Annotated in this window: 18 protein-coding genes; 6 read left to right on the forward strand and 12 right to left on the reverse strand. The window is 59.6% G+C overall.

Features of this window, described 5'->3' with window-relative positions; translation table 11 throughout:
• Positions 1-2 precede the first annotated feature (2 nt).
• The 9 genes from ftsW to mraZ are packed head-to-tail and all read right to left on the reverse strand — an operon-like array spanning position 3 to position 9,909.
• Complete coding sequence (gene ftsW, locus BS626_RS09865) at positions 3-1,208, reverse strand: cell division protein FtsW (RefSeq protein ID WP_075182229.1); 1,206 nt, start codon at positions 1,206-1,208, stop codon at positions 3-5.
• The gene (gene murD, locus BS626_RS09870; protein ID WP_075182230.1) at positions 1,205-2,512 is read right to left on the reverse strand and encodes a UDP-N-acetylmuramoyl-L-alanine--D-glutamate ligase; all 1,308 of its coding nucleotides are present in this window, start codon (positions 2,510-2,512) and stop codon (positions 1,205-1,207) included. Before murD ends, ftsW begins: the two co-directional genes overlap by 4 nt.
• A gap of 2 nt (positions 2,513-2,514) precedes the next feature.
• Positions 2,515-3,597: a phospho-N-acetylmuramoyl-pentapeptide-transferase gene (mraY, locus tag BS626_RS09875; protein WP_075182231.1), complete on the reverse strand. Its 1,083-nt coding sequence runs from the start codon at positions 3,595-3,597 to the stop codon at positions 2,515-2,517.
• The gene (murF, locus tag BS626_RS09880) at positions 3,591-4,949 is read right to left on the reverse strand and encodes a UDP-N-acetylmuramoyl-tripeptide--D-alanyl-D-alanine ligase (protein ID WP_075182232.1); all 1,359 of its coding nucleotides are present in this window, start codon (positions 4,947-4,949) and stop codon (positions 3,591-3,593) included. The genes mraY and murF overlap by 7 nt, the downstream gene beginning before the upstream one ends.
• A complete protein-coding gene (murE, locus tag BS626_RS09885) occupies positions 4,946-6,427 on the reverse strand; it encodes a UDP-N-acetylmuramoyl-L-alanyl-D-glutamate--2,6-diaminopimelate ligase (RefSeq protein WP_075182233.1) in 1,482 nt (493 codons plus the stop codon). The genes murF and murE overlap by 4 nt, the downstream gene beginning before the upstream one ends.
• Complete coding sequence (locus BS626_RS09890) at positions 6,414-8,177, reverse strand: peptidoglycan glycosyltransferase FtsI (protein WP_075182234.1); 1,764 nt, start codon at positions 8,175-8,177, stop codon at positions 6,414-6,416. The genes murE and BS626_RS09890 overlap by 14 nt, the downstream gene beginning before the upstream one ends.
• Before the next feature lie 15 nt (positions 8,178-8,192).
• A complete protein-coding gene (gene ftsL / locus BS626_RS09895) occupies positions 8,193-8,513 on the reverse strand; it encodes a cell division protein FtsL (protein WP_075182235.1) in 321 nt (106 codons plus the stop codon).
• Positions 8,510-9,448 (reverse strand): 16S rRNA (cytosine(1402)-N(4))-methyltransferase RsmH, encoded by a 939-nt coding sequence (gene rsmH / locus BS626_RS09900; RefSeq protein ID WP_075182236.1) that lies wholly within the window; start codon positions 9,446-9,448, stop codon positions 8,510-8,512. The genes ftsL and rsmH overlap by 4 nt, the downstream gene beginning before the upstream one ends.
• Before the next feature lie 2 nt (positions 9,449-9,450).
• Positions 9,451-9,909, reverse strand: a complete 459-nt coding sequence (mraZ, locus tag BS626_RS09905) for a division/cell wall cluster transcriptional repressor MraZ (protein WP_075182237.1) — start codon at positions 9,907-9,909, stop codon at positions 9,451-9,453.
• A 185-nt stretch (positions 9,910-10,094) separates the two neighbouring features.
• On the opposite strand from mraZ, the gene BS626_RS18605 reads away from it, so the two are divergent.
• Positions 10,095-10,349, forward strand: coding sequence for a hypothetical protein (locus BS626_RS18605; protein WP_170870450.1), 255 nt, complete (start codon positions 10,095-10,097; stop codon positions 10,347-10,349).
• A 64-nt stretch (positions 10,350-10,413) separates the two neighbouring features.
• Here BS626_RS18605 and cra read toward each other — a convergent pair whose 3' ends face one another.
• From cra to ilvI, 3 genes are all read right to left on the reverse strand, one after another.
• Positions 10,414-11,424: a catabolite repressor/activator gene (gene cra / locus BS626_RS09910; RefSeq protein WP_075182238.1), complete on the reverse strand. Its 1,011-nt coding sequence runs from the start codon at positions 11,422-11,424 to the stop codon at positions 10,414-10,416.
• 177 nt (positions 11,425-11,601) lie between these two features.
• Positions 11,602-12,093, reverse strand: coding sequence for an acetolactate synthase small subunit (ilvN, locus tag BS626_RS09915; RefSeq protein ID WP_075182239.1), 492 nt, complete (start codon positions 12,091-12,093; stop codon positions 11,602-11,604).
• A gap of 2 nt (positions 12,094-12,095) precedes the next feature.
• Positions 12,096-13,820, reverse strand: a complete 1,725-nt coding sequence (gene ilvI / locus BS626_RS09920; RefSeq protein WP_075182240.1) for an acetolactate synthase 3 large subunit — start codon at positions 13,818-13,820, stop codon at positions 12,096-12,098.
• Positions 13,821-14,519: 699 nt separating this feature from the next.
• Between ilvI and leuA the strand changes: the two genes are divergently transcribed.
• From leuA to BS626_RS09945, 5 genes are all read left to right on the forward strand, one after another.
• A complete protein-coding gene (gene leuA / locus BS626_RS09925) occupies positions 14,520-16,082 on the forward strand; it encodes a 2-isopropylmalate synthase (RefSeq protein WP_075182241.1) in 1,563 nt (520 codons plus the stop codon).
• Between the two features lie 2 nt (positions 16,083-16,084).
• Positions 16,085-17,176, forward strand: a complete 1,092-nt coding sequence (gene leuB, locus BS626_RS09930) for a 3-isopropylmalate dehydrogenase (protein WP_075182242.1) — start codon at positions 16,085-16,087, stop codon at positions 17,174-17,176.
• A 1-nt stretch (position 17,177) separates the two neighbouring features.
• Positions 17,178-18,578 carry a 3-isopropylmalate dehydratase large subunit gene (gene leuC, locus BS626_RS09935; RefSeq protein WP_075182243.1) on the forward strand — a complete coding sequence of 467 codons (1,401 nt, stop codon included), beginning with the start codon at positions 17,178-17,180 and terminating at the stop codon, positions 18,576-18,578.
• A 10-nt stretch (positions 18,579-18,588) separates the two neighbouring features.
• On the forward strand, positions 18,589-19,194 hold the full coding sequence (leuD, locus tag BS626_RS09940; RefSeq protein WP_075182244.1) for a 3-isopropylmalate dehydratase small subunit: 606 nt from the start codon (positions 18,589-18,591) through the stop codon (positions 19,192-19,194).
• Between the two features lie 429 nt (positions 19,195-19,623).
• Positions 19,624-21,018: a sugar porter family MFS transporter gene (locus BS626_RS09945; RefSeq protein WP_075182245.1), complete on the forward strand. Its 1,395-nt coding sequence runs from the start codon at positions 19,624-19,626 to the stop codon at positions 21,016-21,018.
• Positions 21,019-21,029 lie beyond the last annotated feature (11 nt).

A 21,029-nucleotide genomic window follows, 5' to 3' on the forward strand; every position in this document is an offset into this window, starting at 1 on the left:
CCTTACCTCGCGAACGCCTGGGCTTTTGCCAGGCGCGTTTCATAATCTATGCGTAACAACAACACGATGGCCGTCGACATAATGATCAGGCTCGATCCGCCGTAGCTGATAAGCGGCAGCGTCAGCCCTTTGGTCGGCAGCATACCGGCGGCGGCGCCAACGTTGACCAGCGCCTGAAAACTAAACCAGACGCCAATTGAGCAGGCCAGAAAACCGGAAAACCGCTGGTCAATTTCCAGCGCGCGGCGGCCAATCGACATCGCGCGAAAAGCGACGAAGAATACCATTAACAAGGCGAAAACCACACCGATATAACCCAGTTCCTCGCCGATAATCGAGAAGATAAAATCGGTGTGCGCCTCCGGCAAATACTCCAGTTTTTGCACCGAATTTCCCAGCCCCTGCCCCCACACTTCACCGCGGCCAAAGGCCATCAGGGATTGCGTCAGCTGATAGCCGCTCCCGAAAGGATCGTCCCACGGATTGAGGAACGAGGTGACGCGGCGCATACGGTAAGGCTCTGCAATAATCAGTAACACAACGGCAAAGATGCCGGAGCCGATAATCGCCAGAAACTGCCACAGTTTGGCACCAGCAAGGAACAGCATCGCCAGCGTGGTGACGAACAGCACCACCACCGTACCAAGATCCGGCTGGGCCAGCAGCAGTACCGCCAGCACCACCATCACGCCCATCGGTTTGCAAAAGCCCCAGAAGTTATTACGCACCTCTTCTACCTTGCGTACCAGATAGCTGGCGAGGTAGCAGAACAGCGACAGTTTAGAGAGCTCCGCCGGCTGAATACGCAGCGGGCCCAGCGCGATCCAGCGCGAGGCGCCGTTGACCGAACTGCCCACCACCAGCACGATCAGCAGCATGATCACCGAGATCAGCAGCATAATGTTGCTGTAGCGCTGCCAGACATCCATTGGTATACGCAGCGTCACCAGCGACAGGGCGAACGCCAGGCCAAGATAGAAAGCATCGCGCTTGGCGAAGAAGAACGGATCTTCCTGCAGCCGCTGCCCTACCGGCATGGAAGCCGAAGTCACCATCACAAAGCCGACGATCGCCAGGGCAAAAGTCATCCACAGTAGCTTACGGTCATACAGCACCAGCGAGTTGGCATCGCCGTCGCGTGTGCCCATCACCCAAGTCCTGGCGCGGGCAGATAGCCAGTTCAGCACCCCCAGCCCCGGCATCTTCATGCGCCTAACTCCTGTGCCAGCTGGGCAAACTGCTCGCCGCGCTGCTCAAAATTCTTAAACTGATCGAGGCTGGCACAGGCCGGGGACAGCAACACCATATCGCCGGGTTGCACCTGCGCGGCGATCTGGCGCATGGCGTCTGCGAGGGTATCGGTCTGCGTCGCTGCGTCCGGCCGCAGCGCCGCCAGCGCCGCGCGATCGCGGCCAAAACAGAACAGGCGCACTTTATCGCCCTGCAGCCAGCGCGCCAGCGGAGTAAAGTCAGCCGATTTGCCGTCTCCTCCCAGCAGCAGCCATAGCGTGCCCGCCACCTGTAAACCGTTTAGCGCCGCTTCGGTGCTGCCGACGTTGGTGGCTTTTGAATCATTGATCCAACGTACACCGCGTGCTTCATACACCTGCTGAAAGCGGTGCGGTAAGCCGCGAAAGGTGTGCAGCGCACGCAGCGCACCCTCACGCGCTACGCCGACCGCGTCCGCCAGCGCCAGCGCCGCCAGCGCATTGGTATAGTTATGCTGGCCAACCAGCTTCAACGCGTCGACCGGCAGCAGCGCCTCACCGTGCGCCTCAAGCCAGCCATCGCGCAGGCGGTAATCGCCCTGAGCAATGCCAAAGCTCACCGCCCGGCCGCGCTGATCGCGCAGCGGCTGAGTCAGGGGATCGTCTGCGTTGCTGACGCACACCGCGGCGCGGTCATAAATGCGCAGCTTGGCAGCGCGATACTGCTGCATCCCCAGCGGATAGCGATCCATATGATCTTCGCTCACGTTCAGCACGGTGGCCGCCGCCGCACGCAGCGTCGAGGTGGTTTCAAGCTGGAAGCTGGAGAGTTCCAGCACGTAGATATCGGCCGGCTGCTTCAGCAGGCTCAGCGCCGGCAGGCCAATGTTGCCGCCAACGCCGGCTTTCAGCCCGGCGGCCCGAACCATCTCGCCCACCAGCGTGGTGACGGTGCTCTTGCCGTTGGAGCCGGTGATCGCCACGATCGGCTGCTGCGCCTCGCGGCAAAACAGTTCGATATCGCCAACGATCTCTACTCCCGCTGCCGCCGCGGCCGCCAGCGCGGGGTGGCTGAGGGCCATTCCCGGGCTGGCGACAATCAGATCGGCGGTCAGCAGCCATTCTTCATGGAGCGAACCGGTCCAGCGCTCCACGCTGACCGGCAGCCGATCAAGGCCCGGGGGCGACACGCGGGTATCCAGCACCCGCGGCACCACACCGCGCGAGAGGAAGAAATCAACACAGGAGAGGCCAGTTAGGCCCAGCCCGATGATGACCACTTTTTTACCCTGATAGTCAGCCATGATTAACGTACCTTCAGCGTGGCCAGGCCAATCAGCACCAGCATCAGTGAGATAATCCAGAAGCGCACAATCACGCGCGGTTCCGGCCAGCCTTTTAATTCGTAATGGTGATGAATCGGCGCCATGCGGAAGATGCGCTGACCGCGCAGCTTAAATGAGCCGACCTGCAGAATCACCGACAGGGTCTCAACCACAAACACTCCACCCATGATCACCAGCAGAAACTCCTGGCGCAGCAGCACGGCGATAGTGCCCAGCGCGCCGCCCAGCGCCAGCGAACCGACGTCGCCCATAAACACCTGTGCTGGATAGGTGTTAAACCACAGGAAGCCCAGCCCGGCACCCACGATGGCGGTACAGACAATCACCAGCTCCCCCGCGTGGCGCAGATAGGGAATGTGCAGGTATTCGGCAAACTTGACGTTCCCCGTCGCCCAGGCGACCAGCGCAAAACCGGCGGCGACGAACACCGTCGGCATGATGGCCAGACCGTCCAGTCCGTCGGTCAGGTTCACCGCATTACTGGTACCCACAATCACGAAGTAGGCCAACAGCAGATAAAGCAGCCCCAGCTGCGGCATGATGTCTTTGAAAAAGGGCACGACCAGCTGGGTCGCCGGGGTGTCTTTACCAATGGCATACATGGCAAAAGCGACGCCCAGCGCAATCACCGATTGCCAGAAGTATTTCCAGCGGGCGATCAGCCCGCGGGTGTCCTTGCGCACCACTTTGCGGTAGTCATCAACAAAGCCCACGATGCCATACCCAATCAGCACCACCAGCACGCACCAGACGTAAGGATTTGATGGATAGGCCCACAGCAGTACCGACACGGTGATGGAGGTCAGGATCAGGATGCCACCCATGGTTGGCGTCCCGCGCTTACTGAAGTGCGACTCCGGACCGTCGTTACGTACCACCTGACCGAAGGACATCTCCTGCAGGCGGGCGATCAGCCGCGGTCCCAGCCACAGCGAAATAAACAGGGCGGTCAGCAGGCTGACGATGGCGCGAAACGTCAGATAGGAAAAGACGTTGAAGCCAGAATAAAACGCGACCAGATGCTCGGCCAGCCAGACTAACATGACCCTTTCTCCTGTAAGGCTTGTACTACCTGCTCCATGGCGGCACTACGAGACCCTTTAACTAAAATGGTGGCTTGTGAATGTTCGGCCAGCAGCTGGCGAACGCGTGCGGTCAGCGCCGCTTTATCGCAAAAATGTTCACCGCAGCCGCTGGCGTCGCTCAGATGCTGACTCAGACTGCCCACGCTCAGCACCCGGTCGATACCGGCGTCGCGCGCGGCCTCTCCCACCTGGCGGTGGCAATCGACGGCGTCCTGACCCAGTTCGCCCATATCGCCCACCACCATCACCCGATGGCCCGGCATCTCTGCCAGCACGCGGGCGGCGGCAATCATCGAACCGACGTTAGCGTTGTAGCTATCGTCCAGCAGCAGCTGGTCGTTGGTGAGTGGGATTGGAAACAGCCGGCCCGGCACCGCCTGCAGCGTCGCCAGCCCGGCGGCAATCACGCCGAGCGGCGCGCCAACCGACAGCGCCAGCGCGGCGGCCGCCAGCGCATTCGCAATGTTGTGGCGCCCGGGCAGCGGCAGCGTGATCGCCACCTCGCCCTGCGGAGTGCACAGGGTAAACTGCGTACCCGCCACGCTAAAGCGCACATCGCGGGCGTGGAATTCCGCCTGTGGATTGTCCGGCGCAAAGCGCCACAACCGCTTGTCGGCAAACTTCGGCTGCCAGTTTGGCAGATCGTTGCTGTCAAGATTGACGATCGCCGTTCCGCCAGCGGGCAGGCCGTCAAAGATTTCGCCTTTGGCCCTGGCGACGCCGGCCAGCGAGCCAAAGCCCTCCAGGTGCGCCGCAGCCAGGTTATTGACCAGCGCGGTCTCCGGGCGGGTTAGCGACGTGGTCCAGGCGATTTCTCCCTGGTGGTTAGCTCCCAGCTCAATCACCGCGAAGCGGTGGGCCGGCGTGAGGCGCAGCAGCGTCAGCGGCACGCCGATATCATTATTCAGGTTGCCGGCGGTATACAGGGTCTCACCGCACTGACGCAGAATCGCCGCGGTCATCTCTTTGACCGACGTTTTGCCGGACGATCCGGTCAGCGCCACGACCCGGGCCGCAGACTGCTGACGCACCCAGGCGCTGAGCAGTCCCAGGGCGTGACGCGTATCGGCGACAATCACCTGCGGTACGGATACCTGTAAGTGCTTACTGACCAGTAGCGCCGCGGAGCCGTTGGCGATGGCATCACCCACGAAATCATGGGCATCAAAGCGATCGCCCTTAAGCGCGATAAACAGGGCCCCGGCCGATGCCTTCCGCGTATCGGTGGTGACCGCGTCGACGGTCAGGTCGCTGCCGACCAGCGTTCCCTGAACGACGGCGGCCAGCGTGCTCAGTGACAGCGCAATCATGCCATCACCCCCAGCAGACGCGCGACGGTATCGCGGTCCGAGTAGTCCAGTCGACGCTGGCCAATAATTTGGTAATCTTCATGCCCCTTCCCGGCCACCAGAACGATATCATCTGGCTGTGCCTGCATTACCGCGTTAGTAACCGCTTGCGCACGCCCGGATACGACGCGCGCGCGCCCCGGATCCAGCAGGCCGCTGAGGATATCGCTCACGATGGCCGCCGGATCCTCACTGCGCGGGTTGTCATCGGTAATGACCGTGATATCCGCAAACTGCTCGGCAATGGCTCCCATTAGTGGGCGCTTACCTTTATCACGATCGCCGCCGCAGCCAAATACGCACCACAGCTTACCTTTACAGTGCAGGCGAGCGGCCTGCAGCGCTTTTTCCAACGCGTCCGGCGTGTGGGCATAATCCACCACTACCGCCGGTTTACCCGCAGCGCTAAAGACCTCCATGCGGCCGCACACCGGCTGCAGCTGGCTGCCGCTGGCAATCAGCCGCGCCAGCGGATACCCCAGGGCCAGCAGCGTGGCCAGCGCCACCAGCAGGTTGCTGACGTTGAATGCGCCCATCAGGCGGCTCTCAATACGTCCGTCCCCCCAGCTGGAGCGGAAATCAATGGTCGCACCGCCGTCGTGCCAGGCGACGTGAGTGGCCTTCAGCCAGCGGCCCGTTTCCGGCAGCGTCGCTTCCAGACTGACCGCCACCGCATCCGGCAGCTTCGCCAGCCAGCGGCGGCCGGTGTCATCGTCAGCATTGATGATCGCCTGCCCCACCTGGTGCTCGGCAAACAGCTGCCACTTCGCCGCCTCATAGGCGGCCATATCACCGTGATAGTCCAGATGATCGCGGCTGAGGTTGGTAAAGGCGGCGGCGGCAAAGGGCAGCGCCGCAACGCGGTGCTGCACCAGACCGTGCGAAGAGACCTCCATCGCCGTCAGGGTGGCGCCCTGCGCGCGCAGCTGATTCAGCTCATGCTGCACGTCGACCGCCGACCCTGTCGTGTTTTCACTCGGCACCAGTCGTCCATACAGGCCGTTGCCAACCGTTCCCATCACCGCGCCGGTCTCTCCGAGCAGCTGAGCCCACTGCGCCAGCAGCTGGGTGGTGGTGGTTTTGCCGTTCGTGCCGGTGACGCCAATCAGCGTCATCTGTTCTGCCGGCTGTTGATAAAAGCGGCCGGCTAAGGCCGATAAGCGCTGCGGCAGCTGCGCCAGCCAGATGACCGGCACACCATGCTCTTCGGTGATCTCACCGTCGTGGCGCTCACCGTCGGCCTCGGCTATCACCGCCGCGGCGCCCTGAGCAATTGCCTGCGGAATAAAACCGCGTCCGTCCAGCCGATGGCCTTTCAGCGCGACAAACAGGTCACCTGACGCCACCTGACGGCTGTCGAGGGTCATCTCCCGCAGCGCGCGCGCGGGCACGTTGGTGACCCAGGGCCCCACCAGGTCGCGTAGATTACGATCGATCACCGGGTACCTCTTTTCTGTTCGTTACCATGTCGTTTTCGTTGACCGGCAGCGCATCCGGCTCGATATTCATCGTGCGTAATACGCCGCCCATGATGGCGCCAAATACCGGTGCGGATACCGCACCACCGTAGTATTTCCCGCCTTGCGGATCGTTGATCACCACCACCAGTGAGAAGCGCGGATGACTGGCTGGCGCAACTCCTGCGGTATAAGCGATATATTTGTTTTCATAGCGGCCATCGGCGCCGACTTTCTTTGCCGTACCGGTTTTGATTGCGATGCGGTAGCCTTTGATCGCCGCCTTCACGCCGCCGCCGCCGGGCAGAGCGACACTCTCCATCATGTGCATCACGGTACGCACGACGCTCTCCTGGAAAATACGCTCTCCGGGAACCGGCGGATCCACTTTAGTGATAGAAAGCGGGCGGTAAATGCCGTAGCTGCCAATCGTGGCGTAGACACGCGCTAACTGTAACGGGGTTACCATTAGCCCGTAGCCGAAAGAGAAGGTGGCCCTCTCTATGTCAGACCACCGTTGTTTTTGAGGATATCTGCCACTGCTTTCTCCGACCAACCCCAAATTGGTCGCTTTTCCCAAGCCAAAGCGCGAGTAAGTGTCTACCAGCGCTGAGGAGGGCATCGCTAACGCGAGGCGGGACACCCCGACGTTACTCGATTTCTGTAGTACTCCGGTCAGGGTCAATTCGCTATAGCGCGCCACGTCTTTGATTTCGTGACCGTTAATACGGAAAGGAACGGTATTGAGCACCGAGTTTTCGCGCACCACGCCGCGCTGTAGCGCGGTCATTACCACCATCGGTTTTACCGTCGAGCCGGGTTCGAAGATGTCGGTAATGGCGCGGTTACGCATCACGTCTTTCGGCGTACCACTGTAGTTATTCGGGTTGTAAGCCGGGCTGTTGGCCATCGCGAGGATTTCACCGGTGCTCACATCAACCAGCACCGCGGTACCCGACACCGCTTTATTAAACGCCACCGCGTTGTTCAGCTCGCGATACACCAGCGCCTGCAGGCGTTCATCAATGCTCAAGGCCAGATTGTGGGCTGCCTGACTATCGACCGAAGAGATATCTTCAATCACCCGGCCATAGCGATCCTTACGCACGGTACGTTCGCCAGGTTGACCGGTCAGCCAGCGGTCAAAGCTCTTCTCCACGCCCTCAATGCCCTCGCCATCAATGTTGGTAAAGCCAATCAGGTGGGAGGTGACCGACCCCGCCGGGTAGTAGCGGCGCGACTCTTCACGCAGGTGCACGCCGGGCAGCTTCAACTTTTTGATATAGTCGCCGACCTGCGGGTTAACCTGACGGGCCAGATAGATAAAGCGGCCCTTGGGGTTGACGTTCACTTTCGCCGCAATCTGATCCAGTGGGATATTCAGCGCATCGGAGAGTGCCTGCCAGCGGCTGTCTACGGTAATACCGCCGTGGTCGTGCAGCTCTTTCGGATCCGCCCAGATGGCGTTAACCGGTACGCTGACCGCCAGCGGGCGCCCGGCGCGATCGGTTATCATGCCGCGCGCGGTGGGCACAGCCTGTACGCGCAGCGAGCGCATATCTCCTTCGCGCACCAGCTTGTCGGGATTGATCACCTGAAGCCAGGCCGCGCGCGCCAGCAGTCCCAGCAGCGCGAGTAAAATACAGCCGCAGAGCAACGCAAAACGCCAGCTCACAAAGCTGGCTTTTTCTTCCTGACGTTTAAGCTTAAGAGTCCTTGTCGCCGCTCTCATGTGTCATGTGGTTCCTTATTGCTGTACCACGATATTTTCCTGGGCCGGGTCGACATGCTGCATCTGCAGCTTCTCCGTCGCGTTACGTTCAACACGACTGTGGTCTCCCAGCGCGTTTTCTTCCAGAATCAGGTTGCGCCACTCGATATCTAATGCGTCACGCTCCAGTACCAGCTGCTCACGCTCGGCGGTCAGCAGACGCGTGCGGTGGGCGGTGGTCACCACCAGAACCGCAGAGATAAGCACGGCCAGCGTCAGGATCAGTGGGATCTTGGCATTGCGCATCAAATCACTGCCAATGACCCCCGGCAGACTGTGACGCTCGTTAGCGATCATCCGACGATCCTTTCGGCAATACGCAGTACTGAGCTGCGCGCACGCGGATTATCTGCCACTTCCCGCTCGCCCGGCATCATTTTGCCCAGTGCTTTCAGCGTGCGCCCACCGCGGCGGCTGATCTCTGCCTCGGTCAGCGGGATCCCCGCCGGCAGCTGCGGCCCGCGCGTCTGTTCGCGCATAAAGCGTTTCACGATGCGATCTTCCAGCGAATGGAAGCTTATCACTGACAGCCGGCCCTCCGGCGCCAGCACCGCCACCGCGCCTTTCAGCGCCTGCTCAATCTCTTCCAACTCGCTGTTGACCCAGATGCGGATCGCCTGGAAGCTGCGCGTTGCCGGATGCTTGAACTTGTCTTTCACCGGCATCGCAGCGGCAATCACCTCTGCCAGTACTTTGGTACGCACAATCGGCTCTTCGCGGTTGCGCTCGACAATCGCCCGGGCAATACGCTTAGCAAAACGCTCTTCGCCAAAGGTTTTCAGCACAAAGGCGATATCGCTCTCTTCCGCCTGCAGCAGCCATTCGCTGGCCGACAGACCGCGGGTGGGATCCATGCGCATATCCAGCGGGCCATCGCGCATAAAAGAGAAGCCGCGTTCAGCATCATCCAGCTGCGGTGATGAGACGCCCAGATCCAGCAGCACGCCGTCGATCTTGCCGGCCAGTCCGCGCGCTTCGGCGTACTCCGCCAGCGCTGAAAAGGGGCCGTGAATAATGCTGAATCGCGGATCGTCAATCTCTGCGGCGGCGGCTATCGCTTGCGGATCGCGATCGATGGCATAAAGCCGGCCCTGCGGGCCCAGCCGGGAAAGAATCAGGCGCGAATGTCCACCGCGCCCGAAAGTCCCGTCAATGTAGATGCCATCAGCTTTGAGGTTCAGTCCATCGACCGCCTCGTCCAACAGCACCGTGCGGTGCGTAAAATCCTGCATAGCTATAGCGATAAATCCTGCAAGCGGTCAGAGAGGGGGGTATCGCCCGCGTGTTCCGCGTCGATGTCCTCTTTAACCTGTTGATACCAGGTCTGCTCATCCCACAGTTCAAACTTATTGAACTGCCCGACCAGCATTACGTGTTTGGTCAGACTGGCATGCTGGCGTAGCGTACTCGCCAACAGCAGCCGTCCGGCGCTGTCCATCTGACACTCGCTGGCATGGCCCAGTAACAGCCGCTGCACGCGACGCTCTGACGGGTTCATGCTGGACAGGCGAGCCAGTTTCTTTTCGATCACTTCCCATTCGGGCAGGGTATACAGCAGCAGACAGGGTTGATGAAGATCAATGGTGCACACCATTTGCCCCAGGGACGATTCGATCAGCATATCGCGATAGCGCGTTGGCACTGCCAGGCGACCCTTGCTGTCGAGATTGACTAATGTTGCCCCACGGAACATGCCAGGCTGCCCCCTCAGTTACCCAAAACCACCACTTTAACCCACATTTTCCCACGAAAAGAGTTTACGGAGCGAAGGAAAACATTGTCAAGCCGCAGCACAGGCTGAAGAGGATTATTTACAGGGCGGAAATCGCGCTGAAAAAGAAAATGAGAATGCGGAAGTGTTAAACAGCAGAAATTAAGATGATGAATAACGTCGCAAAAATGTTACCCCCGACTTTTTTGCTCAAAAATATAGCAAAAATAGCCCCTACTTTTTTGCCGCGAACTTTGCGACACGGGCGGCATTTTAAGGGTTTTCTTAGCGGAATGCCAGCGCTGGCGCGGTGCGGCCGGTGCCGGGCGAAACCGGCGGGTGGCGCCGAAGAAGAAAAAGTGAACGCCGGTGAATTGACGTTATTTTACACGTCGCAAGACAAGGCGGGCCGCACAGGATAAAGGCAATAAGAAAGAATTAAAAAAGCGTGTATTAATGTAAATGGCAGCCGCGGCTGCCTATCTATCAGTTAGCTTTGCGATTTAACTTGCCGCGCTTAAACAAATTACGCCGAATACGGGTTAATCCGGGTTTCGGCCGGCGCGGCTCATCGAGGCTGGCCAGCACCAGTTCCAACACCCTTTCCGCCACGTCGCGATGGCGCTGCGCCACCGCCAGCACCGGGCACTCCAAAAAATCCAGCAGTTCATGATCGCCAAAGGTGGCGATGGCGAGATCTTTTGGCAGGTGCCCTTCCCGCTTCAGCGTCACATCCATTACCCCCTGCAGCAGGCCGAAAGAGGTGGTGAACAGCGCCTCGGGCATCGGATTATCCTGCAGGTAGCGTTCGAATACCGCCGCCGCCGCGCTGCGCTCATAGCTGTTCGTGTAGATAAAATGGCAGGGGCGGGGATCGTTAGCCCACGCCTGCCGAAAACCGCTCTCCCGCAAATAGCTGACCGACAGCTCCGGCAGCGCCCCCAGAAACAGAACGTCTTTGACCGGCAGCTGCCGCAGTTCGGCGGCCAGCGCCTCCGCATCATCCTGGTCTGCACCGACGACGCTGGTAAAGTGTTCGCGATCCAGCGCGCGATCCAGCGCGATGATCGGCAGCGAACCGTTGGCCCAGCGCTGATAGAAGGGGTGCTCCGGCGGCAGCGACGTCGACACGATGATCGCATCGACCTGGCGCTGCAGCAGATGCTCAATGCAGCGCATTTCATTATCGGGCTGATCTTCCGAACAGGCGATCAGCAGCTGATAGCCACGCTGGCGCGCCTGGCGTTCGAGATAATTCGCAATACGGGTATAGCTGGTGTTTTCCAGATCGGGGATCACTAGCCCAATCGATCGGGTCCGTCCGGCGCGCAATCCGGCCGCCACCGCATTAGGATGGTAATTATGCTCTCTGACCACCGCCATCACTTTCTCAACGGTCTTGTCGCTGACACGATACTGCTTTGCCTTGCCGTTTATGACATAGCTGGCCGTGGTGCGCGATACGCCTGCCAGTCGCGCTATTTCATCCAGTTTCACGTTTACTCCAGGGAATCATGACGTTGGGCCGGACGTGACCGGCACCTGACTCACATCTAACAGCAGAATACCGCGTTGAGCAACCGCTTTTATTGGTCTGCTACCGCCAAACGGCGGACAGAAAAAACCCGGCGGAACGCCGGGTTAGCTAAGATGACCGCGATTAACAGGGCCGCTCTAGCGCATCACCCGCTCCCCGCGGGAAACGCCGACGACGCCGGAGCGCGCCACCTCAACAATTTCCGCTACCTCGCGCACGGTGGCCAGAAACGCGTCGAGCTTGTCACTGGTGCCCGCCAGCTGAACCGTGTAAAGCGTCGGCGTGACGTCGACAATCTGACCGCGAAAAATCTCCGCACTGCGCTTCACCTCTTCGCGACCGTAACCGCTGGCCTGAATCTTCACCAGCATGATCTCCCGCTCGACGTGCGCCCCCTGCCCCAGCTCGCTGACGCGCAGCACATCCACCAGCTTGTGCAGCTGCTTCTCGATTTGCTCCAACACCTTTTCATCGCCGACGGTCTGAATAGTCATCCGCGACAGCGTGGGATCGTCCGTCGGGGCGACGGTTAAACTTTCAATGTTATAGCCGCGCTGGGAGAACAGCCCAACCACGCGGGATAATGCGCCAGACTCGTTCTCCAGCAGAACCGATAAAATACGCCGCATGATCAGGTCCTCTCCGTTTTACTCAACCACATTTCGTCCATTGCGCCACCGCGAATCTGCATCGGGTAGACGTGTTCACTGCCGTCGACATTGACATCGACAAACACCAGCCGCCCTTTATTCAGCTCTTCCAGCGCGTAAATCAGTTTTGACTCCAGCTCTTCCGGATGACTAATGGAGACGCCTACGTGACCAAACGCTTCGGCCAGGCGCACAAAGTCCGGCAGGGACTCCATGTAGGACTGCGAATGGCGACCGGAATAGATCATATCCTGCCACTGCTTCACCATCCCGAGATAGCGGTTGTTCAGGCTCAATACCAGCACCGGTAAACCATACTGCAGCGCGGTAGAGAGCTCCTGAATGTTCATCTGGATACTGCCGTCACCGGTTACGCACACCACGGTCGCCTCCGGCAGGGCCAGTTTTACCCCCAGCGCAGCAGGCAGGCCAAAGCCCATCGTGCCCAGTCCGCCGGAGTTAATCCAGCGACGCGGCTTATCAAAGGGGTAATACAGAGCGGCAAACATCTGATGCTGGCCGACGTCTGAAGCGACGTACGCTTCGCCGCGGGTCAGCTTATAAATCGCTTCAATCGCCGCCTGGGGTTTAATCAGGTGGCTGTCGCGATCGAATTCGAGGCACTGGCGGGCGCGCCAGCCGTCTATCTGCTGCCACCAGTCACGGAGGCTATCAAAATTCTGCTTCGCCTCCTGCTGCGGCAGCAGCTCCAGCATCTGCGCCAGCACGCCTTTCGCGTCGCCGACGATGGGAATATCGGCAGAAACGGTTTTCGAAATGGAGGTAGGATCGACATCGATATGCATCACCGTCGCCTGCGGGCAATATTTGCTCAGGTTGTTCGTGGTGCGATCGTCAAAGCGTACGCCAATACCGAAGATCAGGTCGGCATTGTGCATGGTTTTATTGGCTTCATAGGTACCGTGCATCCCCAGCATGCCAACGCTTTGGCGGTGCGTGCCCGGGAAGGCCCCCAGCCCCATCAGCGTACAGGTCACCGGAATATTCAGCGCTTCCGCCAGCTGCAGCAGTTCGGCTTCACAGCCGCTGTTAATCGCCCCGCCGCCGACGTAGAGCACCGGGCGATGCGCGGCCAGCAGCGCCTGCAGGCCGCGTTTAATCTGCCCTTTATGTCCCTGTACGGTAGGGTTGTAGGAGCGCATGCTGACCGACTCCGGCCAGAGGTAGGGAAAGGTATGCGCCGGGTTCACCACGTCTTTCGGCAAATCCACCACCACCGGTCCGGGACGGCCGCTGGCTGCCAGCCAGAAAGCCTTTTTCAGGACGACGGGAATATCCTCCGCCTGCTTCACCAGAAAGCTGTGCTTCACCACCGGACGCGAGATGCCCACCATGTCGCACTCCTGGAAAGCATCGGAGCCAATCAGCGACGACGCCACCTGTCCGGAGAGCACCACCATCGGTATAGAATCCATGTAAGCAGTAGCAATGCCGGTAATCGCATTGGTCGCCCCCGGGCCGGAGGTGACCAGCACTACGCCGACGTCGCCGGTGGCGCGGGCGTAACCATCGGCCATATGCACAGCGCCCTGTTCGTGGCGTACCAGAATATGATCAATCCCGCCGACGGTTTGCAGGGCGTCATAAATATCGAGTACCGCCCCGCCCGGATAACCGAACACATGCTTAACGCCCTGGTCTATCAGCGACCGGACGACCATTTCGGCTCCTGACAACATCTCCATTTTTTGCCTCCAGGCTTAGTGTGCCAAGCTCGCTGACTGCGCGCGACGCCCGGCCGCAATGAATGGCCAGCCAGCCTCGTCGTATTGGCACCGGATGTTAACGCGAAGATGCCGGAAATCATTTCCAGCATCCAGGTACAGGAACGGCGCGGTTCCTGAAAAATCGGTTTGATTCGCTAATGCCAAATACCTTAACCGCAGAGTTGGCACCATGGCAAACGGCAAACGTGGCGGTCATAACAAAAAACAATGGGCGCGTCTCTGAGGGACACTGCCGACGTCGAGCATTCCACTGATCGACAGGCTAAATAAAAGTACATTATCCTGCGTGGAGAATAATTCGTGGCGCAATACTGGAAATAATCGAAACAGAGTATCGGGATACGTCAGACGATGCGCCGGATACAGAAGGCTCTGCCAGCACCGCCGCCGCCATCGGGTGCGGTCGGCAGCCTCAACGGTTGACATGCCCGCACAGATCAAGTACCAATAAAGCACAGCTAATTTTATACGGGTTCGACACGCACTATGATTATTTCACGCCTGCTGGCTCTACTACTCGTCGCAATCCAATTGCGCGGTAGAGTCGTGGGCCAAAATAAGCAGTGAATCGAGCCTGACGATGATTTAAAACCCGCGCCAATGCGCGGGTTTTTTTATGCTCGTGACACTGGCGACATAAACAGGAAGGGATGAACGATGAGCCAACAAGTCATTATTTTTGATACGACCTTACGCGACGGCGAACAGGCCCTGCAGGCCAGTCTGAGCGTTAAAGAGAAATTGCAAATCGCACTGGCGCTGGAGCGTATGGGCGTTGACGTTATGGAAGTTGGATTTCCGGTCTCTTCTCCGGGGGATTTTGAGTCCGTACAAACCATCGCTCGCCACGTTAAAAACAGTCGGGTGTGCGCGCTGGCCCGCTGTGTGGAAAAAGACATCGACGCGGCCTATGAATCCCTGCGCGTCGCCGAGGCCTACCGCATTCACACCTTCCTCGCCACGTCGCCCATGCATATCGCCACCAAACTGCGTAGCACCCTGCCCGAGGTGATTGAGCGCGCGACCCGCATGATCAAGCGGGCGCGTAATTACACCGACGACGTCGAGTTCTCCTGCGAAGACGGCGGCCGCACGCCGATTGACGATCTGTGCCGGGTGGTTGAAGCCGCCATCAATGCCGGTGCGACCACCATCAATATCCCCGACACCGTCGGCTACACCCTGCCAAACGAATACGCCACTATCTTTGCCCAGCTGCGCGCCCGGGTGCCCAACATAGATAAAGCGATCCTCTCGGTACATACCCACGATGACCTGGGGATGGCGGTCGGCAACGCCATTGCCGCAGTCAGCGCCGGCGCGCGCCAGATTGAGGGCGCCATGAACGGACTCGGCGAGCGCGCCGGCAACTGTGCGCTGGAAGAGACCATCATGGCGATTAAAACCCGCAGTCAAATCATGAATGTGCACACCAACATTCAGCATCATGAGATCTACCGCACCAGCCAAATCGTCAGTCAAATCTGCAACATGCCTATCCCGGCGAACAAAGCGGTCGTCGGTACCAACGCCTTTGCGCACTCCTCCGGTATCCACCAGGACGGTGTGCTGAAAAACCGTGAAAACTACGAAATCATGACGCCAGAGTCGATCGGTCTGAATCAAATCCAGCTGAACCTGACCTCGCGTTCCGGCCGCGCGGCGGTGAAGCACCGCATGGAAGAGATGGGTTACAAAGAGAGCGACTACAACCTCGACACCCTGTATGAAGCCTTCCTGAAGCTGGCCGACAAAAAAGGGCAGGTGTTTGATTACGATCTGGAGGCGCTGGCGTTTATCGGTAAGCGCAGTGAAGAGCCGGAATATTACCAGATGGAGTATTTCAACGTGCAGTCCGGTTCCAGCGTGATTGCCACCGCCACCGTCAAACTGCGCTGCGGCGAAGAGAGCCATTCGGAAGCCGCTACCGGCAACGGGCCGGTGGATGCCGTTTATCAGGCGATCAACCGTATTACCGACGTTGATATTGAGCTGAAATCCTATCAGTTAACCGCCAAGGGCCAGGGTAAAAACGCGCTGGGTCAGGTGGATATCGTGGTCAGCTATAACGGCCGTAACTTCCACGGCGTCGGCCTGACGACCGACATTGTCGAATCCTCCACCGCGGCGATGATCAATGCGCTGAATAACATCTGGCGCGCCCGTCAGGTGGAGCAGGAGCTGCAGCGCAAGCATAACGAACAGAAGGAAGCGGTGTAACTATGTCCAAACAATACCATCTTGCCGTATTGCCCGGCGACGGCATCGGTCCCGAAGTGATGGCGCAGGCGATGAAAGTGCTCGACGCGCTGCGCCAGCGTTTTGGACTGCGTATCACCACCAGCGAATATGACGTCGGCGGTGCGGCCATTGATCGCCATGGCGAGCCACTGCCGGCCGACACCGTGCGCGGCTGTGAGCAGGCCGATGCCATTCTGTTTGGCTCCGTGGGCGGCCCGAAATGGGAACATCTGCCGCCGGCCAGCCAGCCGGAACGCGGCGCGCTGCTGCCACTGCGCAAGCATTTTCAGCTGTTCAGTAATCTGCGCCCGGCCCGCCTGTATGACAGCCTGCAGGCATTCTGCCCGCTGCGCAGCGATATCGCCGCGCAGGGATTTGATCTGCTGTGCGTGCGCGAACTGACCGGGGGGATCTATTTTGGTCAGCCAAAGGGCCGCGAAGGCAGTGGCCCGCACGAGCGCGCCTGGGACACGGAAGTGTACCACCGCTACGAAATCGAACGCATTGCGCGACTGGCCTTCACTTCCGCCCGCGGCCGCCGCGGCAAAGTCTGCTCCATCGACAAAGCCAACGTGCTGCAAAGCTCGGTACTGTGGCGCGAAGTGGTCACCGCCGTGGCCAGCGACTTTCCGGACGTGCAGCTGACCCATATGTACATCGATAATGCCACGATGCAGCTGATCAAAGCGCCGTCGCAGTTTGACGTCCTGCTCTGCTCCAACCTGTTTGGCGATATCCTCTCCGACGAATGCGCGATGATCACCGGATCAATGGGCATGCTGCCGTCGGCCAGCCTGAACGAGCAGGGCTTTGGCCTGTACGAACCGGCAGGCGGATCCGCGCCGGATATCGCCGGAAAAAATATCGCCAACCCAATCGCCCAGATCCTGTCGCTGGCGCTGCTGCTGCGCCACAGCCTGAGCGCCTGCGACGCCGCTGATGCGATAGAGTCTGCGGTTAATCAGGCGCTGGCGGCCGGTTATCGTACCCGGGATCTGGCCGGTGAAGGCAAGGCGGTTGGTACCGATGAAATGGGCAGTCTGATTGCCCGTACGATTGCGGCGGGGGAATAAGATGGGCAAAACGCTGTATCAAAAACTCTACGATGCCCACGTGGTGGTTGAATCCGCGGGGGAGACTCCGCTGATTTATATTGACCGCCATCTGGTGCACGAAGTGACATCACCACAGGCTTTTGACGGCCTGCGCGCACACGGCCGCCCGCTGCGCCAGCCGTCAAAAACCTTCGCCACCATGGATCACAACGTCTCCACCCAGACGAAAGACATCAACGCCTCCGGCGAAATGGCCCGCGTGCAGATGCAGGCGCTGATCCAGAACTGCGCCGAGTTTGGCGTCGAGCTGTTTGATCTTAACCACCCGTGGCAGGGCATCGTCCACGTGATGGGGCCGGAGCAGGGATTGACGCTGCCCGGCATGACGCTGGTATGTGGCGATTCCCATACTTCCACCCACGGCGCGCTGGGTGCGCTGGCGTTCGGCATCGGCACCTCTGAAGTGGAGCACGTGATGGCGACCCAGACTCTGAAGCAGGCGCGCGCCAGAAGCATGAAAATTGAGGTCGTCGGTGAGACCGCACCGGGCATCACCGCTAAGGATATCGTGCTGGCGATCATCGGCAAGGTCGGCACTGCCGGCGGTACCGGACACGTGGTGGAGTTCTGCGGTCCGGCAATCCGTGCGCTGAGCATGGAGGGGCGGATGACGGTGTGCAACATGGCCATCGAGCTGGGTGCCAAGGCCGGGCTGATTGCCCCGGATGACACGACCTTCCGCTGGCTGCAGGGCCGTACCTACGTGCCGACCGGCGCGGAGTGGGATGCGGCGGTCAACGACTGGCGCACGCTGAGCTCGGATGACGATGCCCACTTTGATACCGTGGTCACGCTGGACGCCGCCGCCATTGCGCCACAGATAACCTGGGGCACCAATCCCGGCCAGGTGATGGCGATCACCGATCGTATTCCCTCTCCGGCCGCGTTCAGCGATCCGGTTGAGCGGGCGTCGGTAGAGAAAGCGCTGGCGTATATGGATCTGCAGCCCGGCCGCTCGCTGCAGGAGGTGACGATCGATAAAGTCTTTATCGGCTCCTGCACCAACTCGCGGATTGAAGATCTGCGCGCGGCAGCCCACATAGCCAAAGGGCGCCGCGTCGCCCCCGGCGTTCAGGCGATGGTGGTTCCCGGCTCCGGGCCGGTCAAAGCCCAGGCGGAAGCGGAGGGACTGGATAAAATTTTTCTCGATGCCGGCTTCGAATGGCGCCTCCCCGGCTGCTCAATGTGCCTCGCGATGAATAACGATCGTCTGCAGCCCGGCGAGCGCTGCGCCTCTACCAGCAACCGTAACTTTGAAGGGCGGCAGGGACGCGGTGGACGCACCCATCTGGTCAGCCCGGCCATGGCTGCCGCCGCCGCCGTCAGTGGACATTTCGCAGACGTACGCGATTTTTCATAGGAGAACGTTTGTGGCGAAGACCTTTACGCAACACCGCGGCATTGTCGTCCCGCTCGACGCTGCCAACATTGATACCGACGCCATTTTGCCGAAGCAGTTTCTGCAAAAAGTGACTCGCACCGGCTTCGGGGCGCACCTGTTTCACGACTGGCGCTATCTCGATGACGCCGGAACGCAGGAAAATCCGGAGTTTATTCTCAATCAGCCGCCGTATCGCGAGGCCTCCATTTTGCTGGCACGAGAGAACTTTGCCAGCGGCTCTTCGCGCGAACATGCGCCCTGGGCACTGACCGATTTTGGCATTCGGGTAGTGATCGCACCGAGCTTTGCCGATATTTTTTACGGCAATGCGTTTAATAATCAGCTGCTGCCGGTTACCCTGCCCGCCCCGCAGGTGGAGACGCTGTTTCAGATTGCCCTCGCCGAACCCGGCGTCGCCTTTACCGTCGATCTGGAACAGCAAACGGTCAGCGCCGGGCCGCACTGCTTCACCTTCACGCTGGATCCGTTCCGTCGCCACTGCCTGCTGAACGGACTCGACGGCATTGGCCTGACGCTGGAGCACGAAGCGGCCATTGCCCGCTACGAGCAGCAACAGCCCGTTTTTTTACGTTAATTCTCGCGGCCCTCACGGGCCGTTTTTTACCCCGCAGTCCCACCGACATCACACTTTTCCCACGCTCCGCACATTATGCCAGGCGAACGCAGCCACGTTTTATAAGCTAAATGGCACCACCACCGCGCGGGCGTCAACCAATGCCGAACAAAATTACTGATTTATCCGCAATAAAGAAAAAGTGCTGTTAGTATCTGGCGGCCATGTGCGCTATTTTTCAGTGCTGTCCGATAGTCCCGCGTGAAGGTTACGACAGAGACTGTGCGGCGGTAAATTTGACGCGTTTTCGGCTCGCGGATGCGTGGAAAGCGCCCATACCTGATGTCGCGCGGCGTAGCGTGACATCCGCGCGACCTGCGATACGGCAGGCTGTGGCAGGGATTCTACGCGACATAACAACAACATCTCTTTATCACCATGGAGGCGATAATGCCTGAAAAAAAATCTGGAACAGGCCCGTCTAACAGGGTTATGACCCTGTTTGTGTGTTTTCTGGCCGCGTTGGCCGGGTTGCTCTTTGGCCTGGATATCGGTGTCATCGCCGGTGCGCTGCCGTTTATTGCGAAAGACTTCGACGTCACTGCGCATCAGCAGGAGTGGATCGTCAGTTCGATGATGTTCGGCGCCGCGATCGGCGCCATCGGCAGCGGCTGGATGTCCTCCAGCCTCGGTCGGAAAAAAAGCCTGATGTCGGGGGCAATCCTGTTTGTCATTGGGTCGCTGCTCTCTGCGTCTGCCGCCAATCCGGAAATGCTGATTGTCGCCCGCGTGGTCCTCGGCCTGGCCGTGGGTATCGCCTCCTTCACCGCACCGCTCTATTTATCTGAGATTGCATCGGAAAAAATTCGCGGCAGCATGATTTCACTGTATCAGCTGATGATCACCATCGGGATTCTCGGCGCCTATTTGTCAGATACCTATTTCAGCTTTACCGGCGCGTGGCGCTGGATGCTGGGCGTGATCACCATCCCGGCAATGCTGCTGCTGATCGGCGTGTGCTTCCTGCCTAACAGCCCGCGCTGGCTGGCGGCAAAAGGCAACTTCCGCGATGCGCAGCGGGTACTGGATCGCCTGCGCGACACCTCTCAACAAGCGAAAGAGGAGCTGGATGAGATCCGCGAAAGCCTGAAGGTCAAACAGAGCGGCTGGAGCCTGTTTAAAGACAACGGTAATTTCCGCCGCGCGGTGTTCCTCGGCGTGCTGCTGCAGGTCATGCAGCAGTTCACCGGCATGAACGTGATCATGTACTACGCGCCGAAAATCTTCGAAATTGCCGGCTTTGCCAACACGACCCAGCAGATGTGGGGGACGGTAATTGTCGGTCTGATTAACGTGCTGGCGACCTTTATCGCCATCGGCCTGGTGGATCGCTGGGGACGCAAACCGACGCTGATCCTCGGCTTCCTGGTCATGGCCGCCGGCATGGGCGTACTGGGCACCCTGCTGCACATCGGCATCGATTCGCAGCAGATGCAATACTTTGCCATCGGGATGCTGCTGATGTTCATTGTGGGATTTGCCATGAGCGCCGGCCCGCTGATTTGGGTGCTGTGTTCCGAAATCCAGCCGCTGAAAGGCCGCGACTTTGGTATCACTGTCTCCACCACCACCAACTGGCTGGCTAACATGATTGTCGGGGCTACCTTCCTGACCATGCTGAACACGCTCGGCAACGCGAATACCTTCTGGGTCTACGGCGCGCTGAACCTGTTCTTCATCGTGCTGACGCTGATGCTGATCCCGGAAACCAAAAACATCTCGCTCGAGCACATTGAGCGTAACCTGATGTCCGGTAAAAAACTGCGCGATATCGGCTCACGCTAACGCCATCGGGG

The organism is Pantoea sp. 1.19, from assembly GCF_001922585.1.
Taxonomy (GTDB): domain Bacteria; phylum Pseudomonadota; class Gammaproteobacteria; order Enterobacterales; family Enterobacteriaceae; genus 1-19.